Raw genomic sequence first — 21,545 nt, forward strand, 5'->3', positions numbered from 1 at the left:
CCGCTGTCCCGCGCCCCGAGGGCGCGGCGTACGGGCCACCGGCCGGGCACCGCTCACAGTGTTCCGGCGACAGCTGCCGCGAACATGTCCGGGTTGTCGAACATGATGTTGTGGCCCGCGTCCGGCACGGTCACCACGCGTACGCCCGCCTCCTCCAGACCGCTTCTGCCCGGCAGTTCGCCGCTCAGTTCCCCCTGGAGGCAGAGGCGGTCCACGGACAGGCGCAGAAGCATGTCACGCATCGTGGGCCGGGTGCCGCGTCGGAGCGCCACCGCGCTGCGGTGCAGCGCGCGCGGGTCGGTGAGCCGCAGGGTCGCCGGCCACACGGGTCCCGCCTGGAGCAGCACGCGCGCGTGGCCTCCATCGACGAACGCCTCCTCGTCGAAGGAGCCGATGATGCTGCTGCCCGCGCTCGCCGGTGGGAGCGGGTCCAGATTGAGCTCGGCGAGGACCAGCCGGGAGACGAGGTCGGGCCTGCGGTGGGCGAGCACGATCGCGACGGCCCCGCCCATGCTGTGCGCGACCAGTTCGGCGCCGGTCAGCTCCGCCTCGTCCAGTGCGCGGGCCACGGCGTCGGCGTGCTCCTCCAGGGTGTAGCCGAAATCGGCGGGCCGGTCGCTGATGCCGTGTCCGGGCAGGTCGACGAAGAGGCTGCGCCGCCCGACGACTTCGGGGCGGGCCGCGATGTGCGCGTGGTAGACCGACGAGATCGAGCCGAGTCCGTGCACATACACGCGCGCGGGCTCGGCGCCGGGTGTCTCGGTCCAGCGGATCATGCTGCCCGCTCCGTCGAACTCGGCCTGCCTCATGTCACCCTCCGCGCATCACGGCACCGGTACGTCCGGGACCCCTCAAGGAACATACATCGGTGACGATGTATTGCCCAGTCGATGTATCAAAGGAGCGTTGTACAGCTGATCTGCTGTACCAGGGGCACGATGTACCGCGGATGTACGCGACAATGCGGGAATGCTGGAGCTGGCCATCCTCGGATTCCTCTACGACGCCCCACTGCACGGCTATGAGCTGCGTAAACGCATCACCGCGCTGACGGGTCACGTACGGCCTGTCGCCGAGAGCACGCTCTACCCCGCGATCAAGCGGCTGGAGAAGGCCGGCCTGCTCGAACGGGCCACCGAACCGGGGGCCGTGGCGGCACCGCGCCATGTCCTCACGCTCACCGACGAGGGCAGGCGCGAGCTGCGCCGCCGCCTCGCCGAACCGGTCCAGCAGGACATCACGGACGAGAACCGCTGGTTCACCGTCCTGGCCTTCCTCAGGCACCTGGACGATCCGAGCGACCAGGCGGCCGTGCTGCGGCGCAGACTGAGCTTCCTCGAGACCCCTTCGAGCTTCTTCTACGAGGGCGACCGGCCGCTGCGCGCCGAAGAACTCGGCGACCCCTTCCGGCGCGGCATCCTCACCGTCGCGCGGGCCACCAGCCAGGCGGAAGTGGCATGGCTCCGCAGCACGATCGACTCACTGGACGACACCGTCGGCTGAGTCGCCGGCATGCCGCACCGGGCACCCCCGCAGGCCGGGGACGGGGCGGGTGCCGAGATCGGCCACCCGGTAGCCGTCCGGGTAGCTCTTGATCTCCCAGTTCTGCCGCGCGAAGTGCGGCGCCCTGCGCGGCGGAAGCAGCCGGACGGCCCGGCCCCGGGCGCGCACCGCGCCACGCACGAAGCGGCGGGTCAGTGCGGACGGCGGGTCGTAGCGGAACGCCTCCAGCAGCGGCTCGTCGAGCAGGGCCAGGGTGGCACGGCGCAGCAGCGGGGCGAGGGGGCGCGGGTACCAGGAGGCCATCAGGCCGAGCGTGGCGTCGGAGACCGTCCGCGCCCGGTCGTCCCAGCCGAAGTGGGCCTTCTCGTAGGCGTCGAGGTGCGCCTCGAACTCCTCGTACGACTCGGGGATGTCCTTGATGCCCATGTGCCGGCCGAGCGTGCGGTAGTGGACGGCGGCGGCCACGGTCTCGTGCCGGGACAGCCTGCGCCAGCCGTACGCGTCGATCCACCGCTTGGGCATCACGACGAACGTGCACAGCACGTAGCGCATGTCGTCGTTGCTGATGTCGTAACTGCGGTGCATCTGGTTGATGCGCCGGATGGCGGTGCGGCCCCGTTCACCGGCGAATCCGTGCTCGATGACGGCATCGAGGAGCAGCGCCGTGTCGTCGTAGCGCTTCTGGGAGCGCTCCGTGAGTTCGGCCGTCTCCGCGAGCAGCCGGCCGATGCTCGGGACGGCGTACGTCCGGTAGAGGGCCAGTTCCAGGGCGCGGGTGAAGTCCCACGGGAACTCGTACACCGCGGTCAGCCGGTGGATCTCCGTCGCCTCGGTCACCGGATCCATCCGGCGGATCTGCTCGAGCCGGTCGAACCGCTTCGCCACTGCGCACCCCTCCTGCCGTCCGAGACCCAACTCTACTGTGCGTAGCCACAGATGGACCATCCGTGTCGGCAACATGCGCCCGGCCAGGACCTGTCCGGCCGATCATGGTGGAGGGAGGCGACAGCGCCTTGTGGGCACGGGTGAGCGGGGTGTGGTGCGTGCGGCCGCAAGGCGGAGGAGGGCGTCGACGCGGAGCTTCGGCAACCGACGACAACGCGGCGGATGTGCGTGCCACACCCCGCGCCTTCGCCATGACCGACCGGACAGGTCCTGGGCGTCCGAGGGGCACCGGTGCGGCCGTTTCGCCCCCTACGGGGTGGCAAACTGCAGGTCCGCGCGGTACCTGGAGTCGTGACAACCTCCTGGCCCGCGCACTAGGGTGCGCGCCGTTGGACGAACCGATGGGGAGGCTGGGATGGCCGGGACGGGCGAGAAAGCCGTCGCCGCCGCGGACGACGCGCTCTACGTGCTGACGGCGGTCCTGCTGACGCCCGCGCAGTTCCCGAGCGTGCTGGGCGACGACTATCCGGAAGCCTGTGCGGCACTCGGTCTGGCCCCGCTGGTGGACGGGTACGGGCTGGTGCTCGGTCAGGACGGCGCAGGTGCGCGGTGGACCGTGGCCGTCGACGACGTGTCACTGGTGGCGGTGGCCATCGCGTCCTGGGACTGCGGCATGGAGTACGACCTGTCGCCCGGGGAGCGCACGGTGGTCGCCGCCCTGCCGGGCTGGCCGCTCGACGTGGCCGTCTCGGCTCCCGGCGTTCCCGCGCCGCACGATCCCGCCCCCGACGCTGGGGACGGTCCCTTGCTGACACCGCCGGACACCAGCGTCTGGGGGCCCGCCCAGCGCCGTCTGGGCGCCGATGAGATCGCCCTGCGCTGGACGGCGTGGCGGGAGCAGATCGACGACGCCACGTACTTCGCCCAGGCCGGGGGAAGCCGACCGGAGGGGAGCGAACCCGAGGAGACCGCGCAGGGGCGGGGCTCCGGCCTGGGCCGCGAGCCCGGGGAGGGACCGGCGTCCGAGCGGGCCCCGGAGACGGCCCCAGGAGCCGAGGTCGGGGGCGGCGAAAGCGTGGCGGACCGGACAGCGCAGGACGCCTCCGCGGGACATCGCGGTGTCCGGCGTGTCCTGGCGGAGGCTCGCGCCTACGTGGACTCGCCGCCGCCGCTGGGCCGGATCAGGTCGTCCTTCGCTCCGGGCGAGGCGCGGACCCTGCGTGCCGACGGACCGGGGTGGTCGATGGTGGCCCGGACCGACGACATCGCCTTCGTGCTCCTCGACGAGGAGCCCGGCGAGGTGCTGCCGGTGGGCCGGGGGCCGGAGCTGCCCCGTCTGCTGGAGGCCCTCGACCGGCTGGCGGTACGCCCCAGCTGACACCCTCGCGCGACCGGCTCTCGCCTCTGCGAGCGCCATCGCCCATGACGGCCCCCGACCTCCCCGGACGCGCGCACCGCGAGCGTTCCGTGGCGGCTCGTCCGCCGGCGTATGTCTTGGCTCACCACAGCGACTCATCTCTGCATATGGCGCCAACCCATGGAGTTGGCGGGAGCGGACCCCGCACGATGGGGCAGCTCCGGGCCGCACCACCTCGTGCGCCGGCCCGAGCCCCCTGTTCCCTTCCTCTCCGGAGTCGTCGTGCGTCTGTCCCGTGGAGTCCCGCTCGCCACCGCCGCGCTGCTGACCGGTGTCGCCGCCTGGCCCGCCCCGGTGGCCGCCGCGACCGGGGCCGACGACCACTGCGGGCACGGGGGCCGGCTGCGGGTGCCGGGCGCGGCCTTCGTCCAGACGGCGTGTCTGCCCGATCTGACCACCACCGGACTCGCCGGAACCCCTTACACGGACATGGCCGACCAGGCCGGGCTGACCGCCCGGGACACGCGCGTGCCTTCCGGTGTGCCCGGTGTGCAGATCGACGGCTACTTCCCGGACTCCTCGCACTTCAACACCACGCACGGGTGGCGGCACGACGCGCAGTTCGTGATCCGGCTGCCGGACCACTGGAACGGCGGTCTGGTGGTCACCGGAGCGCCGGGCACACGCAAGCAGTACGCCACGGACAAGGCCATCTCGGACCAGGTGCTGGCTCAGGGCTACGCCTACGCCGCCACGGACAAGGGCAACAGTTCGGCCGACTTCTATCGCGACGAGGCCCGGCCCGGCGAGGCGGTCGCCGAGTGGAACACGCGCACCACCCAGCTCACGCGCGCCGCACGCGGTGTGCTCACCGAACGGTACGGCCGCGCACCGCGCCGGACGTACATGACCGGCATGTCCAACGGCGGATACCTCACGCGCTGGCAGCTTGAGCACCATCCGGAGCTGTACGACGGCGGCGTGGACTGGGAGGGCGCCCTGTGGACGGCGGGCGGTCCGAACCTGCTCACCTCGCTGCCCGCCGCCGTGGCCCGGTCCCTGGGGTCGGCCGGTGACTCGGCACTGTACGCCGTGGGGTTCGCGCGCGGATCGGAGTTCCTGTGGCCCTACCACGAGCAGGCGTGCTGGGGGGTGACGCAGAAGATCTACCGTGCCGAGTTCGACCCCGGCTACGACCCGGCCTGCCCCGGAGCGTCGGCCGGGAGCACGCCGGAGCAGATCCTGGCGCCGTGCCCCTCCGACGCCGCCTACGACTACGCCGCACGTCCCGCCTCCGTGCACCGCGCGGTGGCCCGTGTGGCACTGACCGGGCGGATCGGCAAACCGCTGATCACACTGCACGGTGATCTGGACTCGCTGCTCCCCCGGGCCGCGGACTCCGATGTGTACGCGCGCATGGTCGACGCGAGCGGCCGGGGTGCTCTGCACCGGTACTACACGATCGAGGGCGGCACACACGTCGACGGGCTGTACGACACCTATCCGGACCGGCTGCGGCCGATCCTGCCCTGTTACCGGTCCGCTTTCGACGCTCTGGCGGCGTGGGTGGAGCACGGTGTGCGGCCGCCCGCGGACCGGACCGTCGGCAGGCCCGCGAGCGGTGATGTGGTCGACTCCTGCGCCCTGGGCGGACGGGCACCCGGACATCAGGACCGCGGCCGGCGGATCAGCGGTCGAGTTCCTTACGGGTGACGCGGCGCAGCCGACGACGCTGGGAGGGGTCCAGCGCGAGGTAGGCGGCGGCCGGGACACCCAACACGATCAGGAGCACGGCCCAGAAGGGCAGCCAGATCCACAGGATCAGGCCGACCGCCACGCCACCCGCGGCGATCTTCGCTTTCTTCGACATCTGTCGCCTCCTTCGCGGCCACTGCCGCTCTCTGTCGTGAAAACGGCTCCGCCGCTCCGGCGGTTCCGGTCCGCGACCCCGAGAAGCCCCTGAGACATCCCTGAGCCGCGCCCCTACGGGTCGCCTCGGGTCCTCGACTCCCGTCGTCACCCCACGGCTGCCCGTGCGGTCCGTGCGGCCGTACCGCCCGGTCGGCCGGTGGCGCCCCGAGGGCCCGTGCACCGGCCTCGGCTACTCCACCCTGAGAGGCTCCCCCACCTCGTACAGATGACGCAGGGCCTGGCGATAGGAGTCGACGAGGCCGGTCTCGGCGTAGGGGATGCCGAGATCCTGGCAGTGGGCGCGGACCAGGGGCTGGGCGAGCCGCAGATGCGGGCGCGGCATGCTCGGGAACAGATGGTGCTCGATCTGGTAGTTGAGGCCGCCGAGGAACCAGTCCGTCAGGACACCGCCCCGGATGTTGCGCGAGGTGAGCACCTGGCGGCGCAGGTGCCCCCAGCGGTCGCCGTCCGGGTCCGGCATCTCCATGCCCTTGTGGTTGGGCGCGAAGGACAGTCCCAGATGCAGGCCGAACAGCGCCTGGTGCACGGCGGCGAACGCGAGGGCCTTCCCCGGGGACAGCACGGTGAGCAGCAGCGCCGCGTACCCCACCACATGGGCCACGAGGAGCGCGCCCTCCACGAGGCGTTCCCGGGGCGACTGACGGCGCAGATCCTGGAAGCCGTGCACCTTGAGGGCTATGCCTTCGAGCAGGGTGAGCGGGAAGAACAGCCAGGCCTGGTTCCGGGTGAGCCAGCGGCGGAAGCCCTGCCGGACCCCGGCCTGTTCGCCGGTGAAGACCAGTACGTCGGCGGCGACGTCCGGGTCCTTGTCGCGGTGGTTGGGATTGGCGTGGTGCCGGTTGTGCTTGGCGTTCCACCACGAGTAGCTCAGGCCGAGCAGCAGGTTGCCGTGCACCAGGCCGATCACCCGGCTGACCGCCTTGTCGCCGCTGATCTGCGCGTGTCCGGCGTCGTGGCCGATGAACGCGGTACGGGCGAAGAGCACGGCGAACGGCACCGCCAGGAGCAGTGCCCACCAGGAGTCGCCCACGAGGAAGAGCCCCGCGACGACCGCCGCGAGGGCCAGCGCGTTGCCTGCGATGACGCGCGCGTACCACCCGTGCCGCCGCCCCAGCAGTCCCCGGTCCTTGACGGTGCGCAGCAGGGGCGCGAACTCACTGCCGGCGGCGGACCCGCCGGCCCTCTCCTGGGTGCCGTCCGCGACGGCTGCGGCGGGCTGGGGCATGGTGGGGTCTCCGGTCTCTCGGCAACGGCCTGACCTGAGAAAACGTATGGATCGAAGCCCTGTCCCGGCCATGGCGCCAACACCCCGGCTCACAGGGGGGCCGCCTCCCCACGGGCCGGGGGAACACCCCCGCAGGCGCCGGGGGGCCAGCGACACCTCCGCAGGACATGCCCACGTCACCGACGCCTTGTTCCCGGTCGACCGCCGATGTGCTGTACCCTCGGCGGCCGACCACCAGTAGTCAAATTTGAGGAATCGCCATCACTGTGCAGCGGACCTTCCCGGCGACACCGTCCGACTTCTCCGAACTCGCCCGTTGCTGCGCCGTGTTCCTGCCCGCGGACCCGGCGCGCTCCGGCCGGGTCGCCTTCTGGCGTCCCGACGGCTCGGCTCCCCCGGCCCCCGCGCGGGCATCCGTGACCGAGCTGACGGTCGTCGTCGCTCGCGACGGCGGGGTCGCTCCGGTGACCGTGCCCGCCGTCGTGCTTCCCCTGCGCTCGGCGCTGCCGGTGCTCACGCACGCGCGTGCCGATGGCCCGGGGCACCGCGCCGCCGCCTTCTGGGGCGCGGCGGCCGTACTGGGCCTCCACTTCACGGCGCGCGGCCTGCTGCTGCCGGGGCTGTCGGCGACCGACCACGACGCCTGGCGCGCGGCGCCCCTCCTGGGCGAGGACGCGGAGCGGGTCGGCGCACTGGCCGCCGCGATGCCGCCCGAGGCGCACGCCGTACCGCTCGACGTGCCCGGACCGCCGCGGCTGCCCGACCCCGGGCGTCTGCTGCGCGCCTTCCTGGACGCGGTCGCCGACACGCTGCCCCGGTCGCCCGCCGCGCCCCTGGTCACGGCCGGGCCTGCCTACGCGGCACAGGAGCCGCAGCACCTCCCGGAGCAGCGGGCGTGGGCCGCCGAGGTCGCGGCGGGCCACGACGCGGGTCTGCGGATCTCGTTGCGGGTCGAGGTGACGGGGCTGGAGTCCGCCGACGGTGACGGCCCGGACCCCCGGTTCCGCGCGGTGCTCCAGGTGCACAGTGTGAGCGGCCCCGCCCGGGTCTCCGACGCCGCGGAGGTCTGGGCCGGACCGGGCGGCCCGGCCGAGGCGTTCGGTCCCCGCGCGCGGACGGACGTCCTGCTCGCGCTGCGCCGGGCGGCCCGGTCCTGGCCCGCGCTGACACCACTGCTGTCGGCAGCCGTGCCGGACGCCGTCGAACTCGCCGACGAGGAGATCGCCGAACTGCTCGGGGAGGGCACCCGTGCGCTCGCCGCCGCCGGGGTCGAGGTGCACTGGCCGGCGGTGACGGCCCGCGGGCTGACCTCCGGGGCGACCCTCGGGCCGCCGGACGGCGCGGGCGGCACCGCGGGTCCCGCGCCGGGTCCCGGCGCGACGCTGTCCGCCGACGCGCTGCTCGCCTTCGACTGGTGGTTCGCGCTGGGCGGTCAGCGGCTCACCCGCGCGGAGCTCGACCGTCTGGCGGAGGCGAATCGGCCCCTGGTGCGGTTGCGCGGCCAGTGGGTGCTGGTCGACCCCGACGAACTGCGCCGCGCCCGGGGACGGCAGGACCGGAAGGTCACCGCCGTGCAGGCGCTGGGCGCCGCCCTGACGGGCTCCGCCGAGGTCGACGGCCACCGGGTCGGGGTGCGGCCCACGGGATGGCTGGCGGCCCTGCGGGACCGCCTCACGGGACCGCAGGCACAGGAACCGGTGGGGCAGCCGGCCGCGCTCGCCGCCCGGCTGCGCGACTACCAGGCGCGCGGTCTGGGCTGGCTGGTGCGGATGACGTCGTCGGGGCTCGGCTGCTGTCTGGCCGACGACATGGGACTCGGCAAGACGGTCACCCTGATCGCGCTGCACCTGCACCGGCAGCAGGATCCGGCGACCGGCGGCCCCACCCTGGTGATCTGTCCGACGTCGCTCATGGGCAACTGGCAGCGGGAGATCGAGAGGTTCGCGCCCGGTACGCCGGTGCGCCGCTTCCACGGCGCGCGGCGCGACCTGGCCGGCCTCGCCGACGGCGAGATCGTGCTGACCACGTACGGGACGATGCGCCTGGACGCGCCGCGGCTGTCCGAGATGCCCTGGGACATGGTCGTGGCGGACGAGGCGCAGCACGTGAAGAACCCGTACTCGGCCACGGCCCGGCAGTTGCGGACCATCGGGGCACGCGCGCGCGTGGCGCTCACCGGCACCCCCGTGGAGAACAACCTGTCCGAGCTGTGGGCGATCCTCGACTGGGCGACCCCGGGCCTGCTGGGCGGCCTCGGCGCCTTCCGCACGCGCTACGCGCAGGCCGTCGAGAGCGGCCGGGACCCGGCCGCCGCCGAGCGCCTCGCGCGGCTCGTCGGGCCGTTCCTGCTGCGGCGCCGCAAGTCCGACCCGGGGATCGCGCCCGAGCTGCCGCCCAAGACGGAGACCGATCACGCCGTCTCCCTCACCGCGGAGCAGACCGGGCTCTACGAGGCCCTGGTGCGCGAGACGCTCGCCGGGATCTCCGCCGCGGACGGCATGGCCCGGCGCGGGCTGGTCGTGAAGCTGCTGACCGGCCTGAAGCAGATCTGCAACCATCCCGCGCAGTTCCTCAAGGAGGACCGGCCGAGGATCCCCGGACGGTCCGGGAAGCTCGAACTGCTGGACGAACTGCTCGACACCGTCCTCGCGGAGGAGGCGGCGGTGCTGGTCTTCACCCAGTACGTGCGGATGGGGCGGCTGCTCGAGCGGCATCTCGCGGCCCGCGGGGTGCGGTCGCAGTTCCTGCACGGCGGCACCCCTGTCGCGGAGCGTGAGGCACAGGTTCGGCGCTTCCAGGACGGTGAGGTGCCGGTGTTCCTGCTGTCGTTGAAGGCCGCGGGCACCGGACTGAACCTCACGCGCGCGGAGCACGTCGTGCACTACGACCGCTGGTGGAACCCAGCGGTGGAGGCGCAGGCCACCGACCGGGCGTACCGCATCGGCCAGAGCCGGCCCGTGCAGGTGCACCGGCTGATCGCCGAAGGCACGGTGGAGGACCGTATCGCCGCGCTGCTGCGCCGCAAGCGTGATCTCGCCGACGCGGTCCTCGGGTCGGGCGAGGCCGCGTTCACCGAACTGACCGACGCCGAACTGGCCGCGCTGGTCGAGCTGCGAGGAGAGGTCCGATGAACGAGCACGCGAGCGACACGGAGCGGATCTTCGAGGCGCTGCCCCCGGCCCAGGGGCGGGGTTTCGCCCGGACGTGGTGGGGCCATGCCTGGCTGAAGGCGCTGGAGGACACCGCGCTGGAGGCCCAGCAGGTGCGTACGGGACGGCGCCTGGCCCGCGCGGGAGCGGTGGGCGCCGTGTCGGTGCGTCCGGGCCGGATCACGGCGGTGGTGCACGACCGGGACCGTACGGCGCACCGGGCGGACGTCCTGCTGGAGCCGCTCTCCGACGACGGGTGGGCTCGCTTCCTCGATGTGGCCGTGGAGCGTTCGGGGCACCTCGCGGCCCTGCTCGACCGCGATCTGCCGCCCGAACTGGTCGAGGATGCCGCGGCCGTCGGCATTGAACTCCTGCCGGGCATCGGTGACCTGGAGCCCCGGTGCGACTGCGGGGCCTGGGACCACTGCGGACACACGGCGGCACTGTGCCACCTGGTGGCGCGGCTGCTGGACGAGGACCCCCTCGTGCTGCTGCTGATGCGCGGCCGGGACGAGCGGACCCTGTTCGGTGAACTGCACGCCCGGGACGCGGCGGAGGCCGGCGAACAGCCGCCGCCGGACGGTGTGGACGCGGCGGAGGCGTACGCCCGCGGGGCCGCCCTGCCACCGCTGCCGCCGCTGCCCGCACCGCCGGCGGGGCCGGGTCTGCCACCGTCGCTCGGCACCGAGACGGTTCCGGCGCCCGGGGTCGATCCGGCCGCGCTGGAACTCCTGGCCGCGCGCACCGCCGCCAGGGCCCACAGGTGGCTCAGTGGGGCGGGCGACGGCGTCTCCCTGGGGTGGGCGGACGAGTTCGGCCTGACCGTCGGGCTGGACGCCGTACGCCTCGCCGAGGGCGCCTGCGAAGGCACCGGCGCCGCGGGCGGTCCCGGTGATCGCGCCCTCCTGGACCGGCTGGCCAAGGGCTCGGGGCGCAGCAGGGCACAACTCGCGCGTGCCGTGCGGGCGTGGCGGACGGGCGGCGCCGCCGGTGTGGCCGTGCTGGAGGAGGAGTGGGCCGTCGACGGCGAGGCACAGGCACGCGCGCGTGCCGCCCTCGCGGCGGCGTGGGAGGAGGACCGGCCGTCCCTGCGGGGCACGGGGAACCGCTGGACCGTCGTCGGCACGGGCCACCAGATCCGGCTGGGCCGGGACGGCCGTTGGTGGCCCTTCCGCAAGGAGCACGGCCACTGGGCACCGGCGGGCGGTCCCGCCCAGGACCCCGCGACCGCGCTCGCCACGGCGGAGGGCTGGGACGGCACGGAGGGCGCCACGGCGGGTGCCTCGGGGGCCGGACCGGGGCACGAGGGCGTCTGAGGCCCCCGGACACGCCTCGACCCGCCTCAGCCCGCCTGGGAGCGCCTGGGAGCGCCTGGGCAGGCGCGTGCCCGGCCGGGCGGCGGCTGACACACCGGGCCCGGCAGGGCGGAGGACCGGAAGGGCGGAGGGCCGGACCGCGGCGGGCCGGACCGGGACGGACCGGCCCCGATCCGGCGGACGTGATCCGACCCGACCAGTCCAGAACGAACCAAACCAGACTGGACCGGGGTGGATCCGGGTGGACCGGGGTGGGCCGCGCCCGGTCAGTCAGCGGCAAGGTGCCACCCTCGCACCCGACACGCCGACCACACCGACCGCACCGACCGCACCGACCGCACCGAGAAAGTCCCAGGCCGCACCGAGAAAGTCCCAGGCCGACCGCCCGCCGACGCCTCCCGTTCACGCCTCCGTAGCCCTCCGTTACACGTGGCGTCCAACCCTGACCGCTGTCAGCACACTTGGTTCTCAGGAGGCTCGATGTCCTCGCACGTCCCCGGTCGGCGCCGTGTCCGGCGCACTCTCGCAGCGGGGCTTCCGCTCGCCCTGCTCGCCGGGCTAGCGGCGGCCGGTACGGCCACGGCCGCCGTCGGCCACGACCGGGGCGGGAAGGCCCCTTCCCGCGACGCGCGCGTCGTCGGCACGGCCACGCTCGGGGACATACCGCTCGGCGCGTTCAGCAATCGGCTGCTGCCGGGCACCGTGGACGACGACCGGGGCGTGAATCTGGGCGGCATCGGCAGCGACATCTACCCGGCGGGCCGCAAGGGCGAGTTCTGGACGGTCACCGACCGTGGGCCGAACGGCCAGATCAAGGTGTCCGGCAAGAAGCGCCGTACGTTCCCGGTGCCCGGCTTCGACCCGGCGATCGTGAAGATCAAGGTGTCGGGCGGCGCGGTGCGGGTGCTGGACGCCATCCCCCTGACGACCTCCTCGGGCAAGCCCGTCACCGGCCTGTCCAACCAGGAGGGACGCGACGAGGCCCCGTACTCCTACGACGCGCGGACCCCACTGCCGTACAACCCGAACGGACTGGACACCGAGGGCATCGTCCGGGCGGCGGACGGCTCCTTCTGGCTCGTGGACGAGTACGGCCCGTCGCTGGTCCACGTCTCCGCGCGCGGGAAGGTGCTCACCCGGTACGTGCCCAAGGGGCTGCGTCTCACCGGCGCCGACTACCGGGTGGTGGAGGCGCTGCCGTCCGTGCTGCTGCACCGGAAGGTCAACCGCGGGTTCGAGGGGCTCGCGCTGCTGCCGGGCGGTGACCTGGTGATGGCTGTGCAGAGCCCGCTGTCGCTGCCCGACGCCGACTCCGGGGACGCCTCGCGCACCACCCGACTGCTGCGCTTCTCGCCCCGCAAGCAGGCGGTCACCGCCGAGTACGCGTACCGCTTCGACCCGGTGGGCGTCGTCGACCCCGGCGAGGACGACACCTCCGAGCTGAAGATCTCCTCCGTCGTCGCGGTGGGCCGTGACCGGCTGCTGGTGGAGGAGCGCACCGACAGGGCGGCACGGCTGCACCTGGTGCGGCTGGACCGCCGGGCGGACATCCTCGGCGGCCGGTGGGACGACGACACCACCTCGCCGTCGCTGGAGCAGCTCGACGATCCCGCGGCGTCCGGTGTGCCGGTGCTCGCCAAGCGGCTCGTGGTCGACCTGGGCAAGGTCGCCGGGGTGCCGGGGAAGATCGAGGGCGTCGCGCGCGTGGACGACCGGACGCTCGCCCTGATCAACGACAACGACTTCGGGATGACGGACGGCCCGGACGCGTTCGACGCGCAGGGGCGGCTGGTGGACAGCGGCATCAAGACCACGGTGACCTACGTGCGGCTGCCGCACGGCATCTGATAACGCGTCATCGGAAGGGGCGGCACGCGCGCGTGCCGCCCCTTGCGCGTCACGGACTCAGCCGCGGGCGCCGAGCAGGTGGTCCATGGCGAGCTGGTCGAGGTGTTCGAAGGCCATGCCGCGGGCCGCGGCGGCGTCGGTGTCGAACTCCTCGTAGGCCGAACGGTCGGCCAGCAGCGACTGGAGGCCGTCGGCCGCGGTGGGCTGCGTGAGCTGGTCGAGACGGGCAGCGCGCAGGGCCTCCTGGACGTCCGGGTCGGCGCGGAAGGCGGCGGCGCGCTCCTTCAGGATGAGGTAGTTGCGCATACAGCCGGCCGCGGAGGCCCACACGCCGTCCAGGTCCTCGGTGCGCGGCGGCTTGAAGTCGAAATGGCGCGGACCGTCGTAGCCGGCGCTCTCCAGCAGGTCGACGAGCCAGAACGCGGCACGCAGATCACCGGCGCCGAAGCGGAGGTCCTGGTCGTACTTGATGCCGGACTGGCCGTTGAGGTCGATGTGGAAGAGCTTGCCCGCCCACAGGGCCTGTGCGATGCCGTGCGGGAAGTTCAGTCCGGCCATCTGCTCGTGGCCGACCTCTGGATTCACGCCGTACAGCTCGGGGCGCTCCAGGCGCTCGATGAAGGCGAGGGCATGGCCGACGGTGGGCAGCAGGATGTCGCCGCGCGGCTCGTTCGGCTTGGGCTCGATCGCGAAGCGCAGGTCGTAGCCCTGGTCGGTGACGTACTCGCCGAGCAGGTCGAATGCCTCCTTCATGCGGTCCAGGGCGGCCCGTACGTCCTTCGCGGCGCCCGACTCGGCGCCTTCCCGGCCGCCCCAGGCGACGTAGGTGCGTGCGCCCAGTTCCGCCGCGAGGTCGATGTTGCGGATGGTCTTGCGCAGCGCGTAGCGGCGCACGTCGCGGTCGTTGGCGGTGAAGGCGCCGTCCTTGAAGACGGGGTGCGTGAAGAGGTTGGTGGTGGCCATCGGGACCGTCATGCCGGTCGCGTCCAGTGCCTGGCGGAACCGCTTGACGTGGGTGTCGCGCTCGGCGTCGGAGGAGCCGAAGGGGATCAGGTCGTCGTCGTGGAAGGTCACGCCGTGGGCACCGAGTCCGGCCAGACGCCGGACCGTCTCGGCCGGGTCGAGGGCGCGGCGGGTGGCGTCGCCGAACGGGTCCCGTCCCTGCCAGCCGACGGTCCACAGCCCGAACGTGAACCGGTCCTCGGGGGTGGGCTGGTAGTTCATGCCGCGGCTCCTTGCTCGCTTGCGACTATTTCGTCATGGCGATTTACAAATTAGTATGCCGACGCGTCCCTGGGAAGGGACGAGGGGGCGCCGACCGGCGCGAAGCCCGGGTCACGCACCCCGGCGCTCCAGGAGAACCGCACGTCACAGCCCCGTGAACCGCGAGGAAGAGGAGAGCCGATGTCAGCAGCCGAGGGTCCGCTCGTCGTCGGTGTGGACTCGTCCACCCAGTCCACCAAGGTGCTCGTCGTCGACGCGGCCACCGGCCGGGTCGTGGCGAGCGGGCAGGCGCCGCACACCGTCTCCACCGGCGAGGGCCGGGAGAGCGACCCCCGCCAGTGGTGGGACGCGCTGCGCGCTGCACTGCACCGGTGCGGGGACGCGGCGCGCGAGGCGTCCGCCGTGTCGGTCGGCGGCCAGCAGCACGGGCTCGTCACGCTGGACGCGCACGGCGACCCCGTACGGCCGGCCCTACTGTGGAACGACGTGCGCTCGGCGCCGCAGGCCCGCCGCCTCGTGGCGGAGCTGGGCGGTCCCGAGGCGTGGGCGCGGCGCACGGGCAGCGTGCCGGGCGCCTCCTTCACGGTCACCAAGTGGGCCTGGCTCGCCGAGCACGAACCGGAGGCGGCCCGTTCGGTGGCGTCGGTGCGCCTGCCGCACGATTATCTGACCGAACGTCTGACCGGCGAGGGCACCACCGACCGGGGCGACGCCTCGGGCACCGGCTGGTGGGCGTCCGCCACCGAGGCGTACGACGAGGACGTCCTCGGCCGGATCGGTCTCGACCCGGCGCTGCTGCCCCGGGTGGTGCGGCCCGGAGAGGTGGCCGGGACGGTCCGCGACATCCACGACCTGCCGTTCTCCAAGGGCACCCTGGTGGCGGCCGGCACCGGTGACAACGCCGCCGCGGCGCTCGGCCTCGGGTTGCTTCCGGGCACCCCGGTGCTCAGCCTGGGCACGTCGGGCACGGTGTACGCGGTCTCCGAGCACCGTCCGGCCGACCCGTCCGGCACGGTGGCGGGCTTCGCCGACGCGCGCGGCGACTGGCTGCCGCTGGCCTGCACCCTCAACTGCACGCTCGCCGTCGACCGGATCGCCGCACTCCTCGGTGTCGACCGGGAGGCCGTCGAACCGGGCACCGGCGTCACCCTGCTCCCCTACCTCGACGGCGAGCGCACCCCGAACCTGCCGAACGCCTCCGGCCTGCTGCACGGACTGCGCCACGACACGACCGCGGGACAACTGCTCCAGGCCGCCTACGACGGCGCTGTGCACGCCCTGCTCGGCGCGCTGGACCGGGTCCTCGACCAGGACGCCGACCGCACCGCTCCCCTGGTGCTGATCGGCGGCGGGGCCCGCGGCACGGCCTGGCAGCAGACCGTGCGGCGGCTGTCGGGGCGGCCGGTGCGGATCCCCGAGGCCGGGGAACTGGTCGCGCTGGGCGCCGCCGCGCAGGCCGCGGGGCTGCTGACCGGCGAGGACCCGGCCGCGGTCGCCCGCCGCTGGCGGACGGCCGACGGGCCCGTGCTCGATCCGGTGGAGCGGGACGAGACGACGCTGACCAGGATCTCCGGGGTACTCTCCGACGCGGCCCCGCTGCTGGAGCGGGGCGCGCGGGAGCACTGACGAGACCGGCACGGCCCACCGGACACCGACCGTCGGCCCACCGCCGCAGGACACCGACCGAGGACGACCCAGGCATGACCGCACCGCTGAACGAGCCCCGCCCGACCGGTCCTGGCCGCCCGCAGCCCGACACCCAGCAGGGCATGCGCCGCCGCAACCTCGCCCGCGTCCTGCACACCGTCAGCGCCGAGGGTCCGCTGTCGCGGGCAGCCGTCGCCTCGCGCATCGGACTCACCCGGGCAGCGGTGTCGACGCTGGTCGACGAGCTCGTCCGCTCCGGCCTCCTGGAGGAACTGGGGCCCGAGCGGCCCGGCCGGGTGGGCCGCCCGGGGTCGGCGCTCGCGGTCAGCGGCCGGGGCCCGGCGGGGATCGGCGCCGAGGTCGGCGTCGACCACCTCGCGGCCTGTGCGGTCGACCTGCGCGGCACGGTCCGGGCGCGGGCGGTGCGGCACGGCACGAACCGCGGCCGGGCCCCGGAACCGGTGGCGGCGGACCTCGGCGCGCTGATATCCGAGGTCGTCGCCGAGGCGCGGGACCAGGGGCTGTGGCCGGCCGGGCTCGCCGTCGCCGTGCCCGGCCTGGTCGCCCGCGACGGCCGTACGGTCGTCCGGGCCCCCAACCTCGACTGGCACGACACCGACCTCGGCGTCCTGCTGCCCGGCGCGTGCCCCCTGACCGTGGACAACGAGGCGAACTTCGGCGCCCTGGCCGAACTCTGGCTCGGCCGGGACACGCCTCCGGACTTCCTGCACGTGTCCGCGGAGATCGGCATCGGCGCCGCGGTGGTGGTCGACGGACGGCTGCTGCGCGGCACCCGCGGTTTCGCCGGTGAGCTGGGGCACGTCCCGGTCGAGCCGGAGGGCCCCGCCTGCCCGTGCGGCGGACGCGGCTGCCTGGAGCAGTACGCCGGTGAGGAGGCCGTGCTGCGGGCCGCCGGGCTGGAGGCGGGCGAGGGCCGGGTCGGACTGCTCGCGACTCGTGCCGCCGCCGGGGACGCGCGGGTGCGGGGGGCACTGCGGGACGCCGGCCGGGCGCTGGGCGTCGCGCTGACCGGCGCGGTCAATCTGCTCGACCCCGAGACCGTCGTGCTCGGCGGCGCGCTGGCCGGGCTCGCGCCCTGGCTGCTGCCCTCGCTCGAGGCCGAACTGGACCGGCGCACCGCGGGCCCCGCCTGCCCGGTGTCCGTCTCGTCCTTCGGCCCCGAGGGACCGCTGCTGGGCGCCGCGCACTCGGTGGTGCGTGCCGTCCTCGACGACCCGTCAGCCGTGGCCGAACACGTCTGAAACCCGCTGCACTTCACTCGTCCGGGTGGTCGAGTTCTCCACAACGCGCCGCGCGTCCACGGATCCCTGCCGCGCCCTTCTGTCCAACCCGGCGGCGCCGTACCGTGATTCACGCGAGACGCCGTCCGCCGGCCCTGCGGCCCACGACGGCGGCCCGCGCCCACCCGGTCGATCCCCGCACCGCCGGGGCGGGCGACACCGACCGGACACGCCGCCCGGCTCCGCACCCAGCGACCGGCCGTGCGCGAGACTCACCGCCACCGACACCCGACACCCGTCCTCGCCCCCGCCTCCGCCCCCGCCCCCGCCCCCACATCTACGCGCATCCCGCCGACAGACACCCGCACCACCGGCACGCACCCTCGGCACGCACCCCCGCCGGCGACACGCTTCCCCACCTCGCATCCCCCACGAGAAGCGAGGCCCCCCACACACGAGACCCCCACACACGAGAAAGGTCGTCGCCCATGGACCGGGCAGGATCCCAGCCCAGCCGACGGCGCATCCTGCGGGGTGCCGCAGCGCTCGCCGCCGTCCCCTCCGCCTTACTGCTCCCCGCCTCCCCCGCAGCCGCGCGCCCCCGTCCGCTGAGCGCCGGGTATCCGCCCACCGAGTGGCTGCCGGCCTCCTCCTCCAACTACACGGCGTCCGACCGGCCCACCAGCTACTCCTTCGACCGGGTGATCATCCACGTCACCCAGGAGACGTACGCCAACACCCTCGCCATCTTCCAGAACCCGCAGAAGAAGGTGTCGGCGCATTACCTCGTCCGCTCCGCCGACGGCCATGTGGCGCAGTGCGTCCGCGAGGCGGACATCGCCTGGCACGCGGGCAACTGGGACTACAACACGCACAGCATCGGCATCGAGCACGAAGGGTGGGTGGACCAGCCCGCGTACTTCACCGACGCGCTGTACGAACAGTCGGCGCGCCTCACCGCGGCCATCTGCGACCGGCACCAGATCCCCAAGGACCGCTCGCACATCATCGGGCACTATGAGGTGCCGGGCACGGACCACACCGATCCGGGACCGCACTGGGACTGGGTCCGCTATCTGAGAATGGTCAACTTCATGTGACGGCGGTGGGGCGCCCCACCGGGCGCCCGCCACACACCGCACCGCCCGCCGCCCACACGCGCACCGCCCACTCGCGCACCGCCCACTCGCGCGCCACGCGCCCGCACACCTGCCCGCCGCACACCTGCACGCCGCACGCCGTGGACCGAGCGCTGCGCGTGCGGCGGGCTCCCGAGCGGAGCACGCTGGAAGCCCGCACCGTGGGCACGGGCCCGGCGCGCGGCGGAGGCGGACGGACCGGCCGGCCGAAGGAGGTCCCAGTGGCGTACGGCGATCCCGGACGGCCCACGGACGAGATCTCGGCCGCCATGCTGGAGGCGCTCTTCACCCGCTCACCGGTCGGACTGCACCTGCTGGACCCGGATCTGCGCGTGGTGCGGCTGAGCACCGCGGCGACCGGGATGCGGAAGACCTCTCCGGACGACCTGGTGGGCAGGCCGGTCCGCGACGTCTACCGCATGGTCGAGGACAACGACCTGGAGACCGCGCTGCGCGAGGTGCTGGAGACCGGTCAGCCCCTGTGGCAGCGGCTCGTGCGGGCGTGCGTCCGGGCGGAGCCGCCGGAGGAGCGCTGCTTCGAGGCCACCGCCATGCGGCTGGAGGGCGACGACGGACGGGTGCTGGGCCTCACGGTGACCGCGCTTGACGTCACCGAGCGGGAGCGGGGGCGCTCCCGCGCCAGGGTCCTCGACGCGGTACGGCGACAGGTGGGGCGCACCCTCGACCCGGTGGTGACCGGTGAGGAACTGGTGGAGGCCCTGGTTCCGGAGTTCGCGGACATCGCGGTGGTGGAGGTGGTGGACTCGGTGGTCCGCGGCGACGAGCCGCCGCCGGCTCCGCTGCCGCCGGGTACGCCGTTGATGCGCACCGCGTTCCGCAGCGGCCGCACGCATCCGCCGCAGGCGCACCCGGTCGGTGACGTACGACGGCTGCCGGGGCCCACGCCCTTCACTCAGGCGCTGACCGATCTGCGTCCTCGGGTGGTGCCGCTGCGCCCGCGGGCGCCGTGGATGCCCGCCGACCCGCCGCGTGCGGACGCCATGCACTCCTCGGACTCCCACACGCTGCTGGTGGTGCCGCTGGCGCTGCGCGATGCGGCGCTCGGGCTGGTCAGCCTGTACCGCACGGACGAGTCGCCGCCGTTCGACGCGGGCGACCGGCAGCTCGCGGTCGAACTGGCGGCGCACGCGGCCCTGTGCGTCGACAACGCACGGCGCTTCATCCGGGAGCACACCGTCGCCGCGACGGTGCACCGTCAGCTGCTCCCCCGCCGCCCCGAGTCCCACGCGTCGCTGGAGACCGCCTATCTGTCGCTCACCGGTGCCGACCCCGGCGCCTGGTACGACACGATCGCCCTGTCCGGCGGGCGGACCGCGCTGGTCGTCGGGGACGTGTCCGGGTGGGGTCTGAACGCGGCGGCCACCATGGGTCAGCTGCGCACGGTCCTCAGGTCCCTGTCGGCGTTCGACCTCTCCGCCGACGAACTGCTGGCCCGCCTGCACGACACGGCGGCGCAGCTCGCGTTCGAGCGGGCGAACCTGCCGCTGGGCGATCCGCTGCGCCGGGAGGCGCTGACCGCCGACTGCGTGTACGCCGTCCACGACCCGCTGACCGGGACCTGCGTGGCGGCGGCGGCCGGTGATCTGGCCCCGGTGGTGATCCGTCCCGACCACAGCGTGGACGTCCCCGATGTTCCCGCCGGGCCGCCGCTGGGCATGGCGGAGGACGCGCCGTTCGCGACCGTCGAGTTCGAGGTGCCCGCCGGGAGCGTGCTGGTGTTCACCAGCGACCCGCGGGTCACCGCCTATCTCGCGGACTCCTCCCGGGCGCTGCGCTCGGCGCCGGACTACGCGGACCGGCCGCTCCAGGAGCTGTGCGACGCCGTCGTCTACGCGCTGCCGAAGGACCTGGCGGCGGGCGACGCCGCGGTGATCGTGGCACGCACCCGGTCCCTGCCGCCCGACGCCTTCGCCTGCTGGCGGCTCGACGACGACAGCGCAGCGGTCGGAACGGCCCGCGCCCTCGCGGGTGAACAGCTCGACGCGTGGGGCGTGGACGACGAGACCGCCTACAACACCCAGCTCATCGTGAGCGAACTCGTCACGAACGCCGTGCTGTACGGAGACCCGCCGCTCGAACTCCGCCTGATCCACGACCGTACGCTCACCTGCGAGGTGAGCGACGCCGGCCGGGCCGCCCCGCATCTGCGGCACGCGCGCTCCGCCGACGAGGGCGGGCGCGGGCTGTTCATCGCCGCCCGGCTCGCCCAGGCCTGGGGGGTCCGCTACACGGCGACGGGCAAGACAGTGTGGACCGAGCAGTCCGTGGCGGACGCCCCCTGACGCCGACTCGCCGCCGACTTGCCGCCGACTTGTCCGCGCCTCCGGACCGCAGGACCGACACCGGGCCGACCGCGGACCGTACCCCGCCCCCGGCACCCTGCCGAAGCCCAACCGGACCCCAACCGAAGCACGGCCGAACCCTGACCGAGCATGCACCGAGCCAGGACCTGGACCGAGCCAGGACCTGGATCGGACCGGGGCCGGACCGGGGCCGGACCGGGGCCTGTCCGACTCGGCCCTCTCCCGGGGCGGTTCGCTAGGCTGGCCGGGCCCGTCCGCGTACGGCGCCTCCCGCGTCCGCGGAGACCATTGATCACCGGAGCCGCCCGATGCAGGTCCGCCGTGTCGTCCCCAACGTCCGTTCCGAAGCCCTGGAGGAGAGCGCGGACTTCTACGGGCTGCTCGGCTTCGAGGAGGTCATGGACCACGGGTGGATCAGGACCCTGGCCTCCACCGTGAACCCGGCCGCGCAGATCAGTTTCATGGGTGAGGACCGGACGGCGCCGGTCGCACCCGATCTGAGCGTGGAGGTCGACGACGTCGACGCCGCCTATGCCGTGCTGCGCGAACGCGGCGCGGAGATCGTGCATCCGCTGACCGACGAGGAGTGGGGTGTACGCCGCTTCTTCGTCCGCGATCCCAACGGCCGGGTCGTCAACGTCCTCGGGCACCGCTGAGGACTGCCCTCCCCCCGGCCCTTCCCCGCACCGGTCCAGGCACAACCGGCGGGAGCGTGCGGCCGAAGACACCCGAAGGAGTGCGTTTTCCCCTCTGTT

16 protein-coding genes are annotated in these 21,545 nt (G+C 73.8%); 11 read left to right on the forward strand and 5 right to left on the reverse strand.

Annotated features, from left to right (window positions below):
• Positions 1 to 53 precede the first annotated feature (53 nt).
• A complete protein-coding gene (locus tag A8713_RS03875; protein WP_064531425.1) occupies positions 54 to 809 on the reverse strand; it encodes an alpha/beta fold hydrolase in 756 nt (251 codons plus the stop codon).
• Positions 810 to 969: 160 nt separating this feature from the next.
• On the opposite strand from A8713_RS03875, the gene A8713_RS03880 reads away from it, so the two are divergent.
• Complete coding sequence (locus tag A8713_RS03880; protein ID WP_064531426.1) at positions 970 to 1,503, forward strand: PadR family transcriptional regulator; 534 nt, start codon at positions 970 to 972, stop codon at positions 1,501 to 1,503.
• Here A8713_RS03880 and A8713_RS03885 read toward each other — a convergent pair.
• Positions 1,480 to 2,349: an oxygenase MpaB family protein gene (locus A8713_RS03885; protein ID WP_064537220.1), complete on the reverse strand. Its 870-nt coding sequence runs from the start codon at positions 2,347 to 2,349 to the stop codon at positions 1,480 to 1,482. The genes A8713_RS03880 and A8713_RS03885 overlap by 24 nt on opposite strands.
• Before the next feature lie 454 nt (positions 2,350 to 2,803).
• On the opposite strand from A8713_RS03885, the gene A8713_RS03890 reads away from it, so the two are divergent.
• The gene (locus A8713_RS03890) at positions 2,804 to 3,766 is read left to right on the forward strand and encodes a hypothetical protein (RefSeq protein WP_064531427.1); all 963 of its coding nucleotides are present in this window, start codon (positions 2,804 to 2,806) and stop codon (positions 3,764 to 3,766) included.
• Between the two features lie 261 nt (positions 3,767 to 4,027).
• Positions 4,028 to 5,458, forward strand: coding sequence for a tannase/feruloyl esterase family alpha/beta hydrolase (locus A8713_RS03895; protein ID WP_064531428.1), 1,431 nt, complete (start codon positions 4,028 to 4,030; stop codon positions 5,456 to 5,458).
• Here the strand turns inward: A8713_RS03895 and A8713_RS03900 are convergent.
• Together A8713_RS03900 and A8713_RS03905 are read right to left on the reverse strand one after the other, a co-directional pair.
• Positions 5,433 to 5,615 carry a hypothetical protein gene (locus A8713_RS03900; protein WP_037895925.1) on the reverse strand — a complete coding sequence of 61 codons (183 nt, stop codon included), beginning with the start codon at positions 5,613 to 5,615 and terminating at the stop codon, positions 5,433 to 5,435. The genes A8713_RS03895 and A8713_RS03900 overlap by 26 nt on opposite strands.
• Positions 5,616 to 5,846: 231 nt before the next feature.
• The gene (locus A8713_RS03905; protein ID WP_064531429.1) at positions 5,847 to 6,902 is read right to left on the reverse strand and encodes a fatty acid desaturase family protein; all 1,056 of its coding nucleotides are present in this window, start codon (positions 6,900 to 6,902) and stop codon (positions 5,847 to 5,849) included.
• Positions 6,903 to 7,168: 266 nt separating this feature from the next.
• Here A8713_RS03905 and A8713_RS03910 point away from each other — a divergent pair, with 266 nt between their 5' ends.
• The 3 genes from A8713_RS03910 to A8713_RS03920 all read left to right on the forward strand — a co-directional run bounded on the left by A8713_RS03910 (position 7,169) and on the right by A8713_RS03920 (position 13,215).
• Positions 7,169 to 10,033: a DEAD/DEAH box helicase gene (locus A8713_RS03910; protein WP_064531430.1), complete on the forward strand. Its 2,865-nt coding sequence runs from the start codon at positions 7,169 to 7,171 to the stop codon at positions 10,031 to 10,033.
• Complete coding sequence (locus A8713_RS03915; RefSeq protein ID WP_064531431.1) at positions 10,030 to 11,367, forward strand: SWIM zinc finger family protein; 1,338 nt, start codon at positions 10,030 to 10,032, stop codon at positions 11,365 to 11,367. Before A8713_RS03910 ends, A8713_RS03915 begins: the two co-directional genes overlap by 4 nt.
• Positions 11,368 to 11,847: 480 nt before the next feature.
• Complete coding sequence (locus A8713_RS03920) at positions 11,848 to 13,215, forward strand: esterase-like activity of phytase family protein (RefSeq protein ID WP_064531432.1); 1,368 nt, start codon at positions 11,848 to 11,850, stop codon at positions 13,213 to 13,215.
• 57 nt (positions 13,216 to 13,272) lie between these two features.
• Here A8713_RS03920 and xylA read toward each other — a convergent pair whose 3' ends face one another.
• On the reverse strand, positions 13,273 to 14,439 hold the full coding sequence (xylA, locus tag A8713_RS03925) for a xylose isomerase (protein ID WP_064531433.1): 1,167 nt from the start codon (positions 14,437 to 14,439) through the stop codon (positions 13,273 to 13,275).
• 180 nt (positions 14,440 to 14,619) lie between these two features.
• Between xylA and xylB the strand changes: the two genes are divergently transcribed.
• From xylB to A8713_RS03950, 5 genes are all read left to right on the forward strand, one after another.
• Positions 14,620 to 16,065: a xylulokinase gene (xylB, locus tag A8713_RS03930; protein WP_064531434.1), complete on the forward strand. Its 1,446-nt coding sequence runs from the start codon at positions 14,620 to 14,622 to the stop codon at positions 16,063 to 16,065.
• A 74-nt stretch (positions 16,066 to 16,139) separates the two neighbouring features.
• Complete coding sequence (locus tag A8713_RS03935; protein WP_064531435.1) at positions 16,140 to 17,348, forward strand: ROK family transcriptional regulator; 1,209 nt, start codon at positions 16,140 to 16,142, stop codon at positions 17,346 to 17,348.
• A gap of 467 nt (positions 17,349 to 17,815) precedes the next feature.
• Positions 17,816 to 18,427 (forward strand): N-acetylmuramoyl-L-alanine amidase, encoded by a 612-nt coding sequence (locus A8713_RS03940; RefSeq protein WP_064531436.1) that lies wholly within the window; start codon positions 17,816 to 17,818, stop codon positions 18,425 to 18,427.
• Positions 18,428 to 18,687: 260 nt separating this feature from the next.
• Entirely contained in the window at positions 18,688 to 20,769 is a 2,082-nt protein-coding gene (locus tag A8713_RS03945) for a SpoIIE family protein phosphatase (protein ID WP_079159237.1), read from the forward strand.
• Positions 20,770 to 21,098: 329 nt separating this feature from the next.
• A complete protein-coding gene (locus tag A8713_RS03950; RefSeq protein WP_064531437.1) occupies positions 21,099 to 21,446 on the forward strand; it encodes a VOC family protein in 348 nt (115 codons plus the stop codon).
• Positions 21,447 to 21,545: the final 99 nt, after the last annotated feature.

This window comes from Streptomyces sp. SAT1 (assembly GCF_001654495.1).
In the GTDB taxonomy this organism is placed as follows: domain Bacteria; phylum Actinomycetota; class Actinomycetes; order Streptomycetales; family Streptomycetaceae; genus Streptomyces; species Streptomyces andamanensis.